Consider the following 18,858-nt stretch of genomic DNA (forward strand, 5'->3'; position numbering starts at 1 on the left):
GGATGTCCTGGAGACTCAAGCCGTGCGAGGCGAACGTGCAGCTCAGTGCTCAGTAACGAAGACGCCCAGTCCGTGAACGCCTTCAACAAGGCCTTGGGTCTGCAGGACGAGAATTGCCTGCCGCACGACACCAGCTGAGACGCCGTGTTCAGCACGAAGCTGGGACGTCGATGGAAGCTTGTCCCCTGGGGCGAGTTCACCGGACGCGATTTGCTCTCGGATATGGTCCGCGAGCTGCGCCCATTTGGGCTTGGCGGGCATCTTTTCTCCCTGGTCTGCACCGCCATTTGATCACACCCAACTAGTCAGTACAAGAACGGACTAGTCCACCGTTGACTTGTACAGACTAGTGTGACAAAGTTCGAATCGACCGGCTCCCTGGTCTGCAACCCCGGGGCTGGTTCGTTTCCCACCGCGCAGGAAGCGCCCGGCCGGTCGGTCCCCCCGTCTGGCCGGGCGTGCCGGGGCGTGCCCGCACGCCGCCCCGACGCAAAACCCATGAACAGCAGCTAGGAGACCGACCCGACGGGAGCCCCGATGCCCGATCGACCCGACGAGATCCCCACCGACCCACCAGCCCCGCCCGAGCAACGCCATCGCCTCCTGTCCGATCAGGACGTCGAGGACGCCGACGATGTCCTCTTCGCCCATCCGCCCCGGGTGGTGCGCCGCTGGCTGTGTGAGTGCGGCGTCGACTACCCCTGTACCGATGTCCGCTTCGCCCTCCTGGTCAAGGCCAGTGCCGAGGCGGGCGAATGAGCGCCGACACTCTAGACGATCTACGTGCCTCCTGGCTGGCCATCATCTCCGCTGTCGACCGGGCCGGCGCGCAGGTGCACGGGGCGGGGCCGCCCGGCCGGCGGCTGCCCTGGCAGGACGCGGTCACGGAGTGCTGGCGGGCGCTGAGCCTGGTCTACGCCGGCATGGCCGCCGATCGGGAGTCATCGGGAGGTTCGGTCGGGGACCTCCTCGCCGGTCTGCACGCTGCGCGGATCGACGCGGACCGGGCCGCCGCGCTGGCCGCCCGGGTGCGCTGGCGGTTGGGCGCGACCGAGGACCGGCTGCGGCGTACCCGGGAAGCGGCGGACTTGGTCGCGGCCCGGCACCTCGCGGCGGCGATCACCCGGTTGGACCTTGTCGCTGCCCGGCTCGCGGTCGGCAGGCGCCGGATCGAGCGTCGGTGGCGGCACTGACCGGATGTTCGGTAGCGCCTCCCGAGCGCTCGGTGCCGACACCGACCGCAGAGCCAGCCGCACCGCCCCCGCCCACCAGCGACTGCGACGCCGACCACGCCATCGACGCCGACCACGACAGGGCCAGCGACGCCGGCAGCGCCGATGTGATCGCCCGCGGCTGCCAGGCGGCGAGCGCGCTGGTGACCATGCGGCATCGACTGACCAGGCCACGCCCACACCGGAGGACACTCGCGATGATCAGGGAGCGACGATGGTGAGCGATCCGCACGCGGCGCTCCGCGGCCTGCTGACCGGGCGGCTGCGCGGCCACGAACGCCGGCTGGGCCGGTTCGCCGAGTCGGACTGGCGGCGGTACGCGGACCTGCTCGCCGGTGCGCTGTTGGTGGCGGTACGGCGGCGGTTCGTCGCGGGGCAGGATCGCGCGCCGGTGATCCGGTTCGTGGCGTCCGCCCGGGAACGCTACGACGCGACCGGGCGCGACGTCGACCCGGTGCTGGCCGAGGCGCTGGTGTGGGCGGCGCTCGGTGAGCGTCCGCCGGTGCCCCACGACGCGGCGGCGATCGTCGCGCGGACGGTGCTCCTGCTCGGGCTCCTTGAGGACGAGGGTCTCACCGACAGCGAACGCGACGGCATCCTCACGGCCGCCCCCCACACGCCGCCGACGCCCCAGCGGCAGGCGCGGATGGGCAGTAAGGGCAACGCTAGCGTATGCCGCGTCCTCAGCCCTCCATGATCGTCACGACGTCATTGAGATCGGGGCATCCGAGTGGCCCCGATACCCCGGTCTCAGTGATCCCGAGTGGATCATGCGCGGGGACGCCGGGTAGGGAACGCGTCGCGCTCAGCGCAGGCCGCGCACCAGTAACAAATAGGCGCAGTAGGCCATCGGCACCAGCAGAAAACAGATCAGGAATCCCAGCGGCAGGTATCGCGGCGGGGTGCCCGCGACCATGGCCGGCCGCCCCCACCGGCCCAGCACCAGGTACCCGCCGAAGAACGCCACCGCCGGCAGCCCCGCGCAGATCCACGCGCCGAGGGTGAACCCGTCCACCAGGCCCACCCCGGAGGCGAGCACCAGGGTCAGCATGACCACCCCGGCGGCAGCCCCACAGCCGGCGTAGACAGCGACCGCCCGAGCCAGCGGTGACCACGTCGGCAGGAGCGCCGGCCGTTGGGCAAGCAACTCCGCCTGCTGCCCGTGCCGGTCGGCCTCGTCGGCCATCCGCCGGGCCAACTCCAACTCCACCACCGGGTCGACCGCCGCCGCCCGCTGCGCCGGCACCCCGGCGCCCGCCGGGCTCACCGCCGTCGGCAGCGCCAGCCGCGCCTCCCCCGCCGGCACCTGGGGGTACGCCCCGACCCCCGCCCGCCCCGGCACGCCGGCTGCGCCGTCGGACGCCCCGCCCCCGGTTCCGGGTGCCGTGGAAGGGCCGAACCCGGCAGCCGTGGAAGGGCCGAACCCGGCAGCGGGACCAGGGCCGGACCCCGCAGCCGACCCAGGGCCGAACCCGGCAGCCGAGCCAGGGCCGGACCCCGCAGCGGAGGCGGAGGCAGACCCGGCAGCGGGGCCGGACGGCGGGCCGGGCCAGGCGGCGGTCTCGCCCGGACGACCCGGACCCGGGGCGGGGCCGGCGGGCGGCTGCTCGATGCCGATCGCTCGGCCGAGCTGGTCGAGGCGCTGCCCCTGGGCGGTCAGCCGCTGGTGCAGGTAGTCGACGGCGGCGTGCAGGTCACGACGGCGCTCGGACTCGGCGGCGGCGTGCTGCTCCCCGGCCCGGTGCTGCTCGGCGAGTTGTCGGGCCAGCGCCGCGTACTCCTCGAAGGACACTGTCACCGCTCCCCGTCCGGCTCGTGCCCCTCGCCGGCAAACGGAACGATCAACCGGGTGCGCTGGTCGTGCCTGTCGATCAGCAGCGCCCGGTCGGCGCGGGGCGTGTAGGCCAGGTCGTGCGTCCCGAGGTGCAGGGCCAGCTCGCTCCCCGGCACGTTGAGCGCCACCAGGCAGGCGACGTCGTCGCGGTTCTGGGTGCCGCCGAGGTCGTCGGCGAGCCGGCGCAGCCCACGCCACCAACCGAGCAGGTGCACCCCCTGGCCGGGACCCTGGCGCAGGAGGGTACGCAGGTCGTCCAGGCCGGAGCGGAAGGTGCCCGGATCGGTGGCCCCGAGAACCGGCGCGGCGGCGTCCATCCCGAACACCACCAGGTATTCCCGGCCGCTGGGCTCGGCGGCCAGCGCGGCGATGCGCTCGCGCAACCCGGCGGCGTCGAGGCGCCCCACCGCGTGGCCGGCGGCCCGCAGGGCGGTTTCGGTGTCGTCGGCGACACCGGCGGCGGCGGTGACCAGGGAGGCCAGGTGGAACCGGACGTCGCCGGGGTGGTGCTGGCGGGCCAGGCTGAGCGTCGCGGCGCGCAGCACGTCCGCGCCGGCCGGTGCGGTGCCCACCACGGCGAGGTGCCGGCCGGGGGTGGCGTCCATCAGGAACAGCGCGGTGGTGCCGTGCACGTCGACGGTCCGGCCGACCAGGGCCATCGGACGCCGGCCACCGGGGCGCAGGCCGGCGAAGGTGGGGTCGTCCTCGACCCGCGCGGCCTCGTACCCCTTGAAGACCGCCGGTGCCCGCGAGCCCGCCGGCCGGGCCTGCCACAGTTCGTGGCGCAACGCCGCGAGGTCCGCCGCCGCGGCGTGCGCGTCGGGGAAACGCAGCACCGTGTCGGCGCCGACCGCGCCGGCGGCGGTGTTGACCACGGCGGAGCCGACCGGCAGGGCCGCCGCGGCGGTGTTGAGCTGGTCGAGGACCCCGCCACCGCCGGGCAGCGCCACCCGCAACGCGAACTGCCCGAAGATCGCCTCGGCCCGTCCGTAGAGGGCCTCGATGCCGGTCATGCTCTGACTGGCCAGCACCAGGTGGATGCCGTACGAGCGGCCCTTGCGGGCCAACTCCTCAAGCAGGTCCACGGATTCCCGGGCCAGCGCGTCGTTGCCGGCGAGCAGCACGTGGAACTCGTCGATGACCGCCACGATGCGCGGCAACGGATTGTCCCGGGGCAGGTCGGCGAGTTTGGTGACGCCGTGCCGCTTCAGCGCGGTGGCCCGGCGTTGCGCCTCCCGGCGCAGCTCGCGCAGGACGGCGAGACCGTACTCGCGGTCGGATTCGATGCCGACGGCGCGGGCGTGGGGCAGCCAGGACGGGTCCCGACTCGTGGGCACGAACTCGGTGAAGCTCACGCCCTCCTTGAAGTCGAGCAGGTAGAGCTGCAACTCGGCAGGCGAGTAGCGGGCGGCCAACCCGTAGAGGACGTCGAGCAGGAAGACCGTCTTGCCGGCGCCGGTGCGCCCACCGACGAGCCAGTGCGGGGTGGCGTCGTCGAAGGCGAGCGTCAGCGGGGTGTCGACGGTCGGCGCGGCGCCGCCGGCCCGACCGATCACCGTGCGCAGGCCGTTGCCGGCGGACTCGACCCAGCGCCGCTCGGGCAGCAGGTCGGTGAAGGGCAGCGCGTCGGAGCGGCGGGCGGCGGCGGCCAGGTGGTCGGCGAGCGCGCGTACCGACGCGGACGGCGGATCGCCGTCGAGCAGCACGGGAGCGGCGAGACCGGTGCCGTCGGCGCTGAACGGGGTGCCGGGCGGGTCGCCGACGTACGCGTACCCCTGGTCGAGCCGGATGGCTGTGGTGCCGCCCAGCGGCGTCGGGGTCTCGCCGGGCAGCCGGGACGGGTGGCCGGCGAGCAGCACGCAGACGGCGGCGGCCGGGCCGGCATGGGTGAGCGCGGCGAGCCGGGCCAGCTCGCGCGGCGGCGGCGCGGCGGTGGCGACCACCACCAGCAGGTGCCGGGCGGCGGGCTGGGCGTGCTGCGAGGCGCGGGCGTGCCGCTCGGCGGCGTCCAGCAGCGCGGCCACCTCGGCCTCACCGGTCGCCGGCGGGTCCAACACACCGGCGTCGAGCAGCGGGCGCAGCGGACCGAAGGTGGCACCCACCGCGGCGGTGTCGATGCCGGCGACCCGGACCCGGCCGGGCGGCGCGGTCGCGACCAGCCGCAGCACCAGCGCCCGCAACAACCCGGCGACCTGCGAATCCCGGACATCGGCGTCCAGCGCCAGGTGATGGCCGCCGCCGAGCGGGACCAGCACCGGGAAACCACCGTCCGGGGTGGACGCCGCCCCGATCCGTACCGCGGTCGGCTCGTCGGTCAACGTGGTGACGCCCGGCGCGGGAGTGGCGAGTGCGCCGCCGAGGTGGGCGATGCGGGCCACCAACTCGGCGGCACCGGCCGGCGCGGCTGCCGCCGGCGCCGCGCCGAGGGCCGCGCGGGCGGCGTCCAGGTGCGCCCGGGCCGCCCGGTGGGCATTGACCGCCTGCCCGTACGCCGACGCGAGCCTGCCCAACCTCTGCCCCCAACGCCAACGGCCGTCTGGTCCCAGGAACCCTAACGGACACCTACGGCAACCGGACAGTCCTACGCGGACGTGTCACGCCGGACCACACGCCGCCGGGTTGGACGCGTCGGCCACCCCGCAGCGGAACACCTCCACCGGCGCCGTCGCCACGTCGGGCACCTGCTCCACCCGCATCAGGGCCAGCCGCTTGTCGACGGGCTCACCCGACTCCGGGGTGAACCGGATCAGCCCGGCGACCCCCGGGTAGCCCTGGCCGGCGTTCTGCCGGAGCACCTCCGCGTGCACACCGACCGGGTTGACCGAGGTCGGCTCCCAGCGTTGCCGCGGGTCGGCGTGGTGCAGCCGGGCGGCGAGGCTCTCCACCGCCCGGATCAGCATCATCGCCGCGTCGTAGGCGAGGCTGACCCGCTCGCCGACCTGCTGCTCGGAACCCGGTCGGCAGCGCGGCGGGTCGAGCAGGTCGTCGGCCTGGATCCAGGCCAGGAAGCTGGCTCGGGCGTCGTCGCGCCGGTCCTGCGCCGCCCGCAGCGCCGCGCAGGTGTCCAGCGCGGCCTTGGAGACGTACGTGACCGGCAGGTTGCCGGGCGCGGCGGCGCGCAGCCCGGGGTTGGCCATGTAGCGGTTCGCCGAGTCGTCGGCGACCAGGTGTTGGGGCGGGTTCGCGCCGCACTCACGCAGCGCCCGCAGGAAACCGTCGAACTCCGACCACCGACCCGCGTAGAAGAGCAGGCCCGGGTAGCCGCACTCGTCGGTCACCCGCTGACCGGTGCGCCACTCGTCGAGGCGCGTGATCCGGGCGCCGAAAGTCTGCCGGAGCCCGTCGACGAGGGTGTTCACGTACAGGTCCTCGCTGAGCGAGCTGCCCTCCAGGGTCGTGTAGAAGACGTGCGCCTCGTCGACCTTCAGCACCTGTCGGGCGTACGCGTCGACCATCTTCACCTGGTCCGCGTTGGGCGCAGAGATCTGCAGGTAGAGGCGGGAGTTGGCGTCCATCTTGTCGGCCGACAGGGTGGGGGCCAGCACCGGCAGCCCGACCCGGTTCAGCTCCCGCAACGCTCGGGCGGTGCTGGTCCGGCTCTCCACCAGCCCGACCACCCCGAGCACCGTGGGGTCGTCCCGGGCCAGCTCGGCAAGCATCGCCACCGCCCGGTCGGCGTAGCTCATCTGACGGCCACCGTTCGCCACCACGATCCGCAGCAGCGCGGCGCCGTCGGCGCCGGCCGACTCCTTCAGCAACGCGTACTGGGCGGTCGCCATCCCCTCCAGTTCCTCGCGCTCGGAGACGTACGACTCCTCGTCGGCGCGGGTCCGGTTGCCGGTGAGTGTGCCCAGGTAGACCAGGGTGAGGAAGGGTCGGCGACGGTCGCTGCGCTGCCAGACCTCCTCGGCGGCCCGGTTCTGCGCGAAGATGCGCCGCTGGATGGTCCGCAGCCCATCCTGGCCGGGGTCGTTGTTGAACACCTGCGCCGCGCTGTCGCTGTAGCCGACGCATTCACCGCTGCCGACCACCTCGACCGAGACCCGTCCACCGGTGAGCGAGGGGTGGCAGCCCGGCCCCCACCGGCTGCCCACCCAGACGCCACCGGCGGCCAGCAGCACCAGGCAGAGCGCGGCCGGCAGGAAGCGGCGCGACCACCAGGGCGGGTCGGGTGCGGAGAACGGTCGCATCCCGCCCCGCGACGGTGGGCCGGTGTCGGTGTCGTCGGGCCGCAGCGTCACCAGCCAGGCGGCCGGGCGGCGCAGCCGCCGCATCTCCGGCAGCGCCTCGGCCCACTCGTCGTACGCCTCGTCGGCCTCGGTCAGTGGGTGCGGTTCGGGCAGTTCCGGTGGGGGTTGCCCGCCGGACGCGACGATGAGCAGCGGGTCGTTGCGGCCGGTCTCGGTGCGGACGTCGCCGATCAGGCGGACCAGTTCCCCGCCCACGTTGCCGGGGGCGACGTGATCGAGCAGCAGCGCCGGGTACGCGGTGCGCCGCCAGTCCGACGGGCGCCACGGCCGACGCCGGTACGCCTGCCGCAGGTCCTCCAGGAACGCGTGCAGCAGCAGCTTGTTGACCTGGTCGGGTTGTTCGCCGTCGCGCCACCCGGCGGTGAGGCGCTCGGCGAAACCGAGGAACGTGACCGACTGCCGGGGCGCGAGATACTGCTGGCGCATGAACCAGTTGTAGTGCCGCCCGAGCACCGGCACCCGACCGGAGACGGCGGCCCGGAAGACCACGCTCGGCACGGCGCGGCGGACCAGCCAGAGCAGCACCTGCGAGGCGATGCTCACCGCGTCGCCACCGGAGGGCAACGCCTCGGGGGTACGCGTCCCCCGGCGGTCCCGCAGCCGGCGTACCAGGGCCGCCCGGCTGTCGTCGGCGTCGATGCCGAAGCTGAGGCTCTGGTGCATCAGCCAGTCGGCGAGCGGGTAGTGCCGGAAGCGCAGCCGCGCGGCGCCGAACGCCTCCAGGGAGAGCTGCCGGTGCAGCTCGCGCAGCAGCGCCGGCACGTCCCCGGCGCCCGGCGGCGCGTCGGCGTCCAGCACGGCGTGCGGCACCCGCCGTCGGGGCCCCTGGCCGAGGAATCGGCGCAGCGGCACCATCAGATCCGAGGTGTCGGAGCGGACCAGCCAGAGCAGCGGAAGTCTCCGGTCACCGCGGCGTGGCCGCCGCAGCAGCCGTGCGAGCAGCGCGAAGAACTCCAGCCCGCCGGCCGGCAGCCGGTCCCGGCCTCCGGTCGGCTGTCGCTGGCCGATCAACTCCCGCTTGGGCACCTCGGATCGCGGCACGCGTCACCTCCGACCCACACAGTGTGACCTTGCGGCGCAAGGCACGCCAGGGACCGGCGGCCGGCCGTCCATCGGGGATGCCGACGACCGGCCGGGCGCGGCATGCCGGCGACGCTCACAGTTGTCGATTAGGTTGGCGTGGCGAACACCCGATGGAGGGAGTCCACCCCGTGCGACGAATGTTCACGGCGGCCACCGCCGCCCTGACCCTCACCACCGCCGGCACCATGCTCGCCGGCACCCCCGGCCAGGCCGCCCCGACCGGCTGGGGTCGACCCGTCGTCACCGCCGCGCCGCAACCCGGCGCACCCGGCCTGGGCGACAGGTACTTCCCCGACTACGGCAACGGTGGCTACGACGTCGAGCACTATGACGTCCGGCTGCGCTACGACCCGGCGTCCGACCGGCTCAGCGGCACCACCACGATCCTCGCCACCGCGACGCAGGACCTCTCGGCGTTCAACCTGGACTTCCTGCTCGACGTCGAGTCGGTGCGGGTCAACGGGTGGGCGGCGAGCACCAGCACCGCGGGTGCCCACGAGCTGGTGGTCACCCCGGCCCGCACGGTGACCCGGGGCCAGCAGCTCACCATCGTGGTGCGCTACGCCGGCATCCCGTCGGAGACCCTGGTCGGCGGCTACACCGGCTGGACCCGGACCGACGACGGTGCGATGGCGGTCAACGAGCCCGAGTCGGCGTGGTGGTGGTTCCCGAGCAACGACCACCCACTGGACAAGGCCACCTTCGACATCTCCGTGTCGGTGCCCACCGGCGTCGAGGTCATCAGCAACGGCGTGCAGCCGAGGCCGCCGGCGGCGGAGGCCGGCAACCGTACCCGGTGGATCTGGCGGACCACCTCCCCCACCGCCCCCTACCTGGCCTTCATGGCCATCGGGCAGTACGACATCGTCACCGACACCACCCCCGGCGGCCAGCCGGTGGTCAACGCGTACAGCACCTCGCTCGGTGCGCTCGGGCCGGCGGCACGGGCCAGCATCGAGCGGACCGCCGAGATCGTCGACTGGGAGAGCGGGATCTTCGGCCCGTACCCGTTCGAGGCGCAGGGCGGCGTGGCCGGCCCGGTCGACGGCATCGGCTTCGCGCTGGAGACGCAGACCCGACCGGTGTACGGGCCGGGCTTCTGGCGGCGCGGCGCCAACACGTACGTGGTGGCGCACGAGAACGCCCACCAGTGGTTCGGCGACTCGGTTTCGGTGGCCGAGTGGCGCAACATCTGGCTCAACGAGGGTTTCGCGTCGTATGCCGAGTGGCTCTGGTCCGAGGAACAGGGCGAGGGCACCGCGCAGGAGGTGTTCGACTTCACCTACGCCAGCTACCCGGCCGACAGCGAGTTCTGGCAGGTGCTGCCCGGTGACCCGGGCGCGGCCCGGATCTTCGACGACGCCGTCTACGACCGGGGCGCGATGACCCTGCACCAGCTACGGCTGGCCGTCGGTGACGACGCGTTCTTCGAGATCCTGCCGGCGTGGACCGCCGCGCACCGGCACGGCAACGGCACCATCGAGCAGTTCCAGGCACTCGCCGAACAGATCTCCGGGCTGGACCTGGACGACCTGTTCACCACCTGGCTGTTCACCGCCGGCCGACCCGACGTGGCAAGCGCCGCACGCAAGGCCGCCCCGCCGGCCGAGCCGAAGTCCTGGGCCAAGATCCGCGAGTCCCACGAGCGGCTGTCGCACTAGAAGTCGGTGCCGGCCGGAGGCGCCCGCCGCCCACGCGGGGGGCGCTTCCGGTCGCGCGGCACCCCGACCTCGCCCGGTGCGCTTTCCAGCGCACCGGTCTTTGGCTGCCTTCCAAAGCCCGCTGCCCCCGAAACCAGGCGGGCCCGACCACTCCGGTGCTTGCCTGTAGAGCTGCCCCAGCAACGGGGCACCGAGGCACCGAGGCACCGAGCGCCAAGGGACGGCCCCGAGGCACGGCCCCAAGGTCGCAGCCCCATATCTGGGGCAGCTCTACAGGCACCGCCGGGGGTGTTACTCACCCCGCCCGGGCAGCTAGCTGACGACGTCCGGTCAGGGAATGGCGGGGACGGCTGGCGAGTCAGTCGCGCTCGCCTCGATGACGCGGATGTGCCGGTAGGCGAACCAGAGCGGCGGGAACGCCCCGACCGCGAACGACAGGTCGATGAGCGTCCAGAACCAGGGGATGTCCCGGATCGGGCCGCAGATCAACGCCAGCGGGACGATGCCCGCGCAGGCGATCATGCCGACCTGCACGACCCAGACGTTGCGTACCGGGTCGCGCAGCGGCCCCCAGAACGCCACCGCCAGCACCAGGTGGGCGAAGGCCAACCAGTCGGTGCCGTAGAGCAGGAACGGGTAGTCCTCGCCGGCCGTCACCAGCCCGGTGTGCACCCGCTCGATCCAGTCGACAAGAGCGGGCAGTTGGCCGGCGAGCGGGTCCAGGACACGCAGCAGCCAGCGCACCTCGATCTCCAGCGGAAAAGCGGTGGCACCGCTCAGGAAAAGCCCGATCAGCACGATCCACAGCCACCGGCGGGTCCGCCGTAGGCGCTCCTCGATGTCCATGATCGCAGCGTAACGATGATCTTCGCGGTGCCCTGTCCCGTACGCCGGCCACCGGGGGGTGACCGCTGTCTCAGCGGCGCGCCTCCGGCCCGACCGTGACCAACTCACCGAGCCGGGACGCGCCCAACCCCACCCCGGCGGGCGCGATGACACAGACCGCCCCGGCGGGCCGGACGATGCGGGCGGCCCGGAACGCCACTCGCCGTACCGGATGACGGGGTCGTGGCGCGACAAGCGCGAGGGCCGCGCGGGCGTGCTGGCGGTCCAGGGCGACGGCCGCCGCCACCGTGGCGATAGCGGCGATGGATCCGGCGAGCACGAGCGTCTGGCGCGGCCCGGCGTGTTCGGCGAGCCAGCCGAGCAGCGGAGCGCCGACCGCGGCCGAGACCGAGCCGGTCACCGCCAGCGCGGCGAGCACCCGGCCCCGCATCGCGCCGTCGGTGTCGAGTTGGGCGCGGGTGCCGACGGTGGTGTCGATGACCACCGCGGCGGCGGCGATCGGCAGGATCATCGCGGCGAAGCTCCAGGTTCCCGGTGCCAGGCCGGCGACGATCTGCAGCCCGCTGGCGAACAGACCCGCGGCGACCAGGGTCCGGTAGTCGAGGGAACGGCGGCGGGCCGCGACGAGCGCGCCCAGCACGGTCCCGACCGCGAACACCGTCGATAGGACGCCGTAGCCGGACGCACCGGCGTGCAGCGGCCCGTCGCTCATCGCGGCCATCGTCACCTGGTAGTTGCGGCCCAGGCTGCCGAGCACGAACGACAGGGCGAGCGCGAGGAGCAGCACCGGCTGCCCGCGCAGGTAGGCGAAGCCGGCGCGGACCCCGTCGTGGGCCCGGCCGCCGTTTCGTGCCGTCACCACCGCCGGGGTTCCCGGACGTACGGCGAACAGCGCCGCCACCACTGCGGCGAAGCTCGCCGCGTTGATGCCGAACAGCAGGGCGGGCCCGACGGCGGCCACCACGACGGCACCGAGGCTCATGCCGAGGATGCGTCCGGCGGAGTTGGTGAGCGACCCGAGCGCCAGGGCGTTGCCGAGCGTCTCCCGGTCGACGAGGGTGGCGGCCCAGCGCCCCATCACCGGACCCTCGACCGCCGAGACGGCACCGGTGCCCAGGGAGATCGCGAAGATCAGCGGCAGGCCGCCGACCCCGGTCAGGGCGACCACCGCCAGTCCGGCGGCGAGCGCCGCGTGGGCCACCTGGGCGGCGATCAGCAGCGGGCGGGCGGGCAGGCGATCGGCCAGCACACCGCCCCAGACGCTGAGCAGCAGCGTGGGCGCCGCCTGGAGCAGCACGGCGAAACCCATGGACGTCGCCGAGCCGGTTTCCTTGAGGACGTACCAGTTGACCCCGAGGACCTGCATCCAGGTGCCGATGACCGAGACGAAGCCAGCGAGCGCCCAGATCCGGTAGTTGCGGTGGCGCAGTGCGGCGAAGGTGGCACCCGTGGCCACGACGAACCTCCAGCGATCGGCAGCATGATCATTCACGCCGATCGCGGCGCGGTTCGGCAGCCGGCAAGTCTTGCCGGCTTAAACCTCTTTGCCCACTTTTGTGAGCGGCTTCACCAGCGGGAATGCCCGGTCGGTGGGGCAGCGGACCGCCCCACCGACCGGACGCCCGCGACTCAGCGCGCGGCGAGAGCCTGCGCGGCCGGGCCGACCGGGGCCGGCAACGCACCGACACCACCGAGGTACCCGTGGATCGCGGCAGCCGCCGCCCGACCCTCGGCGATGGCCCAGACGATCAGCGAGGCCCCCCGGTGCATGTCACCGGCCACGAACACCCCGTCGGCGTCGGTCTGCCAGTCGTCGTGGGCGTCGACCGCGCCCCGCGGATTGCGGGTCACGCCGAACTGGGCCAGCAACGGCTGCTGCTCGGTGCCCTCGAAGCCGATCGCCAGCAGCACCAGATCGGCCGGCAGCTCCCGTTCGGAGCCCGGCACCACTGTGACGACCCGCCGCCCGTCCTGCTTCTCCACTGTCACCTCGGCGATCCGCACCGCCCGCACCTGACCGGTGCCGTCGTCCACGAACTCCTGCACCGCGACGGCGAAGACCCGCTCGCCGCCCTCCTCGTGCGCCGGGTAGCTGCGCAGGATCCACGGCCAGGTCGGCCACGGGTCCCGTGCCTCGTCGCGCTCCTGCGGCGGCTGCGGGTACAGGTCGAGCTGGTGCACGCCAGCGGCGCCCTGCCGGTGCGCCACCCCGAGACAGTCGGCAGCGGTGTCACCGCCGCCGATGATCACCACGTGCTTGCCGGCCGCGTCGATCGGGGTGCCGTCCGGCAGCAGCGCACGCGCCGCCCGGCCCTCACCGGTGGCCGGGACGCCCGGCTCGCCGGTGGCCGCGGCGGCGACCGCGCGATTGGCCGCGACGAGATGCGCCATCGCCTGGTGTACGCCCCGCAGCGCCCGACCCGGAGTCTCCGGAGTGTCCCGCCCCTGCAACGCGCCGCAGGCCAACAGCACCGCGTCATGCTCGGCGCGCAACTGCTCGGCGGTGACGTCCACCCCGACGTTGACCCCGGTGCGGAAGCGCACCCCCTCGGCGCTGAGCTGGGCCAGCCGGGCGTCGATGTGCCGCTTCTCCAACTTGAAGTCGGGGATGCCGTACCGGAGCAGGCCGCCGATCGCGTCGTCCCGCTCGTACACCGTCACCGCGTGACCCGCGCGGGCCAGTTGCTGGGCGGCGGCCAGGCCGGCGGGCCCGGAGCCGACCACGGCGACCGACCGACCGGACGGCGCCGGCACCGCCCGAGGGGTGAACCCGCGAGCCGCGGCCGCGTCGGCGATCTCCACCTCGACCTGTTTGATGGTCACCGGCTGGCCGCCGGCGATGCCGAGGACGCAGGCCGCCTCGCAGGGCGCCGGGCAGAGCCGGCCGGTGAACTCCGGGAAGTTGTTGGTGGCGTGCAGCGACTCCACCGCGGCGTCCCAGTTGCCGGTGCGGACCAGGTCGTTCCAGTCCGGGATGCGGTTGCCGAGCGGACATCCGTCGTGGCAGAACGGGATGCCGCAGTCCATGCAGCGGGTGGCCTGCTCACGGACCAGCTCCTCGCCGGCCGGTGGGTACACCTCGCGCCAGTCGCTGATCCGCACCGGCACCGGGCGGCGGGCCGGCAGTCGCCGGTCGTAGCGCAGGAAACCGTTCGGGTCAGGCACGTGCCACCTCCTGGGCCGCCACCCGCGGGGCGGGCGGCACCGGCGCGGCGGGCGCGCTGAGCGCTCCCATCACCGCGTCGTCGACGTTGCGGCCGGCGGCTTCGGCGGCCTTCATGATCTCCAGTACCCGGCGGTAGTCGCGGGGCACCACGGCGGTGAACTCGGCCACCGCCTCCGGCCAACGCTTGAGCAGCTCCTCGGCGACCGCCGACCCGGTCTCGGCCACGTGCCGTTGGACCAGCTCGTGCAACAGCGCCTGCTCCTGCTCGCCGAGCGGCAGCAGGTCGACCAACTCCGCGTTGACCCGGGACCGGTCCAGGTGGTGCACGAACGCGGTGCCGCCGGACATGCCGGCCGCGAAGTTCCGGCCGGTCGGACCGAGCACCACCACCGTGCCGCCGGTCATGTACTCGCAGCCGTGGTCACCGACGCCCTCGACCACGGCGATCGCGCCGGAGTTGCGCACCGCGAACCGCTCCCCCACCCGACCGCGCAGGAAGACCTCACCCGCCGTGGCCCCGTACAGGATGGTGTTGCCGGCGATGATCTGATCCTCGGCCCGCTGCCCCGGCTCGGCGTCCGGGTCGAGGAACGGCGCGGCGGCGTCCGGACGGACGACGAGCCGCCCACCGGAGAGCCCCTTGCCCACGTAGTCGTTGGCGTCGCCGTGCAGCCGCAGGGTCACCCCGCGCGGCAGGAACGCGCCGAACGACTGCCCGGCCGTGCCGTGCAACACGAACTCGATGGTGTCCTCGGGAAGGCCGACACCGCCGAACCGACGGGTCACCTCGCCGCCGAGCATCGCGCCGACGCTGCGGTGCTCGTTGCGCACCGCCACCTCGACGCGCACCGGCGCGCCCCCGGACAGCGCCGGAGCGGCCAGTGCGATCAGCTCGTTGTCCAGGGCGTGCTCCAGGCCGTGATCCTGCGCGCGGATCCCCCGTCGGGCCGCGCCGGCGGGCAGCTCCGGCAGGTGCAGGACCGGCGCCAGGTCGAGCCCGTGTGCCTTCCAGTGCGTCACCGCCGGGGCCACGTCGAGCAGCTCGGACTGCCCGATCGCCTCCTCGATCGACCGGAGACCCAGCTCGGCCAGGTAGGCCCGGACCTCCTCGGCGAGGAACAGGAAGAAGTTCTCCACGAACTCCGGCGTGCCCGTGTACCGCTCCCGCAGCACCGGGTTCTGGGTGGCGATGCCGACCGGGCAGGTGTCCAGGTGGCAGACCCGCATCATCACGCAGCCCGAGACGATCAGCGGCGCGGTCGCGAAGCCGAACTCCTCCGCGCCGAGCAGCGCCGCGATCAGCACGTCCCGGCCGGTCTTGAGCTGACCGTCGACCTGCACTGTCACCCGGTCGCGCAGCTTGTTGAGCAGCAGCGTCTGCTGCGCCTCGGCCAACCCCAGCTCCCACGGCGTGCCGGCGTGCTTGAGCGAGTTCATCGGGGACGCGCCCGTGCCGCCGTCGTGACCGGAGATCAGGATGACGTCCGCCTTGAGCTTCGCCACCCCGGCGGCGACGGTGCCGACGCCGACCTCGCTGACCAGCTTGACGTGCACCCGGGCGGCCGGGTTGACGCACTTCAGGTCGTGCACGAGTTGGGCGAGGTCCTCGATGGAGTAGATGTCGTGGTGTGGCGGCGGGGAGATCAGGCCGACGCCGGGTGTGGCGTGCCGGGTCCGGGCGATCCACGGCCAGACCTTGTTGCCCGGCAGTTGGCCGCCCTCGCCGGGCTTCGCGCCCTGGGCCATCTTGATCTGGAGGTCGTCGGCGTTGACCAGGTATTCGCTTGTCACGCCGAACCGACCGCTGGCGATCTGCTTGACCGAGGAGCGCCGCAGCGGGTCGTGCAGCCGGTCGACGTCCTCGCCGCCCTCACCGGTGTTGGACTTGCCGCCGAGACGGTTCATCGCGATGGCGAGCGTCTCGTGCGCCTCCGCCGAGATCGACCCGTACGACATGGCGCCGGTGGCGAAGCGCTTGACGATCTCGGTGGCCGGCTCGACCTCCTCGATCGGCACCGCCGGGCGGGCCCCGGTCCGCAGGGTGAACAACCCCCGCAGCGAGCCGGCCTGCGCGGCGAGCGCGTCGACCTTCGCTGTGTACTGCCGGAAGACGTCGTACTGCCGGCTGCGGGTGGCGTGCTGCAACAGGAAGACCGTCTCCGGGTTGAACAGGTGCAGCTCACCCTCGCGGCGCCACTGGTACTCGCCACCGACCTCGAGTCGGGCGGAGGCCGCGGCGCCGGCCGGGGGCCAGGCCAGGGCGTGCCGGGCGGCCACCTCGGTGTGCACGCCCGCCAGGCCGACCCCGCCGATCCGGCTGGGGGTGCCCCGGAAGTAGCGCTCGACCAGCCGGTTGTCCAGGCCGACCGCCTCGAAGACCTGCGCACCGCAGTACGACGAGACAGTCGAGATGCCCATCTTCGACATGATCTTGAGGACGCCCTTGCCGAGCGCCTTGGCGTAGTTGCGCACCGCGGCGGCCGGTGCCACGCCGGCCAGCGCGCCCGTGGCGATCATGTCCTCCACGGACTCGAACGCCAGGTACGGGTTGACCGCCGCCGCGCCGTAGCCGATCAGGACGGCCGCGTGGTGCACCTCCCGGCAGTCGCCGGACTCCACGATCAGCGCCGCCTGGGTGCGGGTCTGCTCCCGCACCAGGTGCTGGTGCACGGCGGCGGTGAGCAGCAACGACGGGATCGGCGCCAGGTCGGCGTTGGAGTCCCGGTCGGAGAGCACCAGGATGCGCACGCCGTCCTCGATGGCCTCGGAGACGTGCCGGCAGATCTCGGTGAGCCGTGCCCTGATCCCGGCGGCGCCCTCCCGGATGCGGTACAGGCCGGACACCCGGACCGCCTTGAAGCCGGGCAGGTCGCCGTCCTCGTCGATGGAGAGGATCTTCGCCAGCTCGTCGTTGTCGATGATCGGGTGCGGCAGCACGATCTGCCGACAGCTCGCCGCGCCCGGGTCGAGCAGGTTGCCCTCCGGCCCGATCGTCGACGCCAGACTGGTCACCAGCTCCTCGCGGATGGCGTCCAGTGGCGGGTTGGTGACCTGGGCGAAGAGCTGGTGGAAGTAGTCGTAGAGCAGCCGCGGCCGGGTCGACAACGGCGAGATCGGGGTGTCCGTACCCATCGAGCCCAGCGGCTCGGCGCCGGTGCGCGCCATCGGCCCGAGCAGGATCTTCAGCTCCTCCTCGGTGTAGCCGAAGGTCTGCTGCCGCCGGCGCACCGAGTCGTGGGTGTAGACGGTGTGCTCGCGGGCCGGCAGGTCGCCCAGCTCGATCAGCCCGGCGTGCAGCCACTCGCCGTACGGCTGGGCGGCGGCCAACTCGGACTTGATCTCCTCGTCGTGCACGATCCGGCCGGCCACGGTGTCGACAAGGAACATCTTGCCCGGCTGGAGCCGCCCCTTCGCGACCACGTGGGCCGGGTCGAGGTCGAGCACGCCCGCCTCGGAGCCGAGCACCACGAGCCCGTCGTCGGTCTGCCACCAGCGACCCGGGCGCAACCCGTTGCGGTCCAGCACCGCGCCGACGATCTCGCCGTCGGTGAAGGCCACCGACGCCGGCCCGTCCCACGGCTCCATGAGGCTGGCGTGGAAGCGGTAGAAGGCGCGCTTGGCCGGGTCCATCCCGGGGTCGTTCTCCCAGGCCTCGGGGATCATCATGAGCACCGCGTGCGGCAGGCTCCGCCCGGCCAGGTGCAGCAGCTCCAGGACCTCGTCGAAGTTCGCCGAGTCGGACGCGGCGGGAGTGCAGACCGGGAAGACCCGCCGGATGTTGCCCGGCACGTTCGGCGAGCGCAGGAGCGCCTCGCGGGCCTGCATCCAGTTGCGGTTGCCCCGGATCGTGTTGATCTCGCCGTTGTGGGCGATGAACCGGTACGGGTGCGCCAGCGGCCAGGACGGGAAGGTGTTCGTGGAGAAGCGGGAGTGCACGAGCGCGATGGCGCTGTCCACCCGCTCGTCGCGCAGGTCCGGGTAGAACGCCGGCAACTGGTCGGGGGTGAGCATGCCCTTGTAGACCATCGTCCGGCTGGACAGCGACGGGAAGTACGCCGCCACACCCCGCTCGGCGGTCTCCCGCTCGGCCTGCTTGCGCAGGCAGAACGCCACCCGGTCCAGCTCGATGCCGCTCAGCGCGGAGCCGGCCGGCCCGGCGGGTGAGTCGGTGAGCCGGCGCGCGGCCACGAAGACCTGCCGGACCCGGGGCATCGCCGCCAGGGCGGTCTCGCCGAGCCCTTCCGGGGCGATCGGCACCTCGCGCCAGCCGAGCACCTCGGCACCCTCGACCAGGGCGTACTTCTCGACCACCTGCCGGGCACGCGCCTCGCCGGCGTCGTCGTCGGGAAGGAAGACCAGCCCGGTGGCGTACTCGCCGGCCGGGGGTAGCGCGACGTCGGCCGCCGCGCGCAGGAAACCGTCCGGAACCTGGATCATGATGCCCGCGCCGTCGCCGGTGTTGGGCTCCGCGCCCCGGGCTCCTCGATGGTCCAGGCGGCAGAGCGCGCCGAGCCCGTTGGCGACGACCGCGTGTGAACGGCGACCGTGCAGGTCCGCCACGAAGGCCACCCCGCAGGCGTCGTGCTCCTGGGTGGGGTCGTAGAGGCCCTGGGCGGGCGGGCGGGTGCCGGGCATCGGGGACGCCTGCGGGCTGTGCGGGTGCGGCTGTGTCATTTCCGCGTACGGCTGAGCCACCGGGCCTCCTGTCGTCACTCAGGTTGATCATGATTGGGGACGACGTCGGCCCGTGGGTCTATTGAGTCTACGTTAGGGCCAGGCTCGCACT

At 73.3% G+C, this 18,858-nt stretch carries 12 protein-coding genes; 4 read left to right on the forward strand and 8 right to left on the reverse strand.

Features of this window, described 5'->3' with window-relative positions; all coding sequences use genetic code 11:
* Positions 1–42: 42 nt before the first annotated feature.
* Positions 43–261: a winged helix-turn-helix domain-containing protein gene (locus AB0F61_RS16840; RefSeq protein WP_357810056.1), complete on the reverse strand. Its 219-nt coding sequence runs from the start codon at positions 259–261 to the stop codon at positions 43–45.
* A 276-nt stretch (positions 262–537) separates the two neighbouring features.
* Here AB0F61_RS16840 and AB0F61_RS16845 point away from each other — a divergent pair, with 276 nt between their 5' ends.
* From AB0F61_RS16845 to AB0F61_RS16855, 3 genes are all read left to right on the forward strand, one after another.
* A complete protein-coding gene (locus AB0F61_RS16845) occupies positions 538–759 on the forward strand; it encodes a hypothetical protein (protein WP_357810059.1) in 222 nt (73 codons plus the stop codon).
* Positions 756–1,193, forward strand: a complete 438-nt coding sequence (locus tag AB0F61_RS16850) for a hypothetical protein (protein ID WP_357810061.1) — start codon at positions 756–758, stop codon at positions 1,191–1,193. Before AB0F61_RS16845 ends, AB0F61_RS16850 begins: the two co-directional genes overlap by 4 nt.
* 253 nt (positions 1,194–1,446) lie before the next feature.
* The gene (locus tag AB0F61_RS16855) at positions 1,447–1,929 is read left to right on the forward strand and encodes a hypothetical protein (RefSeq protein ID WP_357810064.1); all 483 of its coding nucleotides are present in this window, start codon (positions 1,447–1,449) and stop codon (positions 1,927–1,929) included.
* A gap of 108 nt (positions 1,930–2,037) precedes the next feature.
* On the opposite strand, the gene AB0F61_RS16860 is transcribed toward AB0F61_RS16855, so the two are convergent.
* From AB0F61_RS16860 to AB0F61_RS16870, 3 genes are all read right to left on the reverse strand, one after another.
* Entirely contained in the window at positions 2,038–3,030 is a 993-nt protein-coding gene (locus AB0F61_RS16860; RefSeq protein ID WP_357810066.1) for a hypothetical protein, read from the reverse strand.
* Positions 3,027–5,576, reverse strand: a complete 2,550-nt coding sequence (locus AB0F61_RS16865; RefSeq protein WP_357810069.1) for an FtsK/SpoIIIE domain-containing protein — start codon at positions 5,574–5,576, stop codon at positions 3,027–3,029. The genes AB0F61_RS16860 and AB0F61_RS16865 overlap by 4 nt, the downstream gene beginning before the upstream one ends.
* An 84-nt stretch (positions 5,577–5,660) precedes the next feature.
* Complete coding sequence (locus tag AB0F61_RS16870) at positions 5,661–8,357, reverse strand: hypothetical protein (protein WP_357810072.1); 2,697 nt, start codon at positions 8,355–8,357, stop codon at positions 5,661–5,663.
* A gap of 170 nt (positions 8,358–8,527) precedes the next feature.
* On the opposite strand from AB0F61_RS16870, the gene AB0F61_RS16875 reads away from it, so the two are divergent.
* The gene (locus tag AB0F61_RS16875; RefSeq protein WP_357810074.1) at positions 8,528–10,060 is read left to right on the forward strand and encodes a M1 family metallopeptidase; all 1,533 of its coding nucleotides are present in this window, start codon (positions 8,528–8,530) and stop codon (positions 10,058–10,060) included.
* Positions 10,061–10,390: 330 nt separating this feature from the next.
* Here AB0F61_RS16875 and AB0F61_RS16880 read toward each other — a convergent pair whose 3' ends face one another.
* The 4 genes from AB0F61_RS16880 to gltB all read right to left on the reverse strand — a co-directional run bounded on the left by AB0F61_RS16880 (position 10,391) and on the right by gltB (position 18,746).
* Positions 10,391–10,906: a hypothetical protein gene (locus AB0F61_RS16880; protein WP_357810076.1), complete on the reverse strand. Its 516-nt coding sequence runs from the start codon at positions 10,904–10,906 to the stop codon at positions 10,391–10,393.
* Positions 10,907–10,976: 70 nt separating this feature from the next.
* Positions 10,977–12,362: an MFS transporter gene (locus AB0F61_RS16885; RefSeq protein WP_357810079.1), complete on the reverse strand. Its 1,386-nt coding sequence runs from the start codon at positions 12,360–12,362 to the stop codon at positions 10,977–10,979.
* Between the two features lie 173 nt (positions 12,363–12,535).
* On the reverse strand, positions 12,536–14,071 hold the full coding sequence (locus AB0F61_RS16890) for a glutamate synthase subunit beta (RefSeq protein ID WP_357810082.1): 1,536 nt from the start codon (positions 14,069–14,071) through the stop codon (positions 12,536–12,538).
* The gene (gene gltB / locus AB0F61_RS16895) at positions 14,064–18,746 is read right to left on the reverse strand and encodes a glutamate synthase large subunit (RefSeq protein ID WP_357810216.1); all 4,683 of its coding nucleotides are present in this window, start codon (positions 18,744–18,746) and stop codon (positions 14,064–14,066) included. The genes AB0F61_RS16890 and gltB overlap by 8 nt, the downstream gene beginning before the upstream one ends.
* Between the last annotated feature and the right edge of the window lie 112 nt (positions 18,747–18,858).

The organism is Micromonospora sp. NPDC023888 (assembly GCF_040639415.1).
Lineage (GTDB): Bacteria > Actinomycetota > Actinomycetes > Mycobacteriales > Micromonosporaceae > Micromonospora.

What these genes read in the sequence shown, in the direction of transcription:
- AB0F61_RS16855 (WP_357810064.1), top strand. Translation starts at nt 1,447, where the DNA reads ATGGTGAGCGATCCGCACGCGGCGCTCCGCGGCCTGCTGACCGGGCGG.
- AB0F61_RS16840 (WP_357810056.1), bottom strand. Translation starts at nt 261, where the DNA reads ATGCCCGCCAAGCCCAAATGGGCGCAGCTCGCGGACCATATCCGAGAG.
- gltB (WP_357810216.1), bottom strand. Translation starts at nt 18,746, where the DNA reads ATGACACAGCCGCACCCGCACAGCCCGCAGGCGTCCCCGATGCCCGGC.
- AB0F61_RS16880 (WP_357810076.1), bottom strand. Translation starts at nt 10,906, where the DNA reads ATGGACATCGAGGAGCGCCTACGGCGGACCCGCCGGTGGCTGTGGATC.
- AB0F61_RS16850 (WP_357810061.1), top strand. Translation starts at nt 756, where the DNA reads ATGAGCGCCGACACTCTAGACGATCTACGTGCCTCCTGGCTGGCCATC.
- AB0F61_RS16845 (WP_357810059.1), top strand. Translation starts at nt 538, where the DNA reads ATGCCCGATCGACCCGACGAGATCCCCACCGACCCACCAGCCCCGCCC.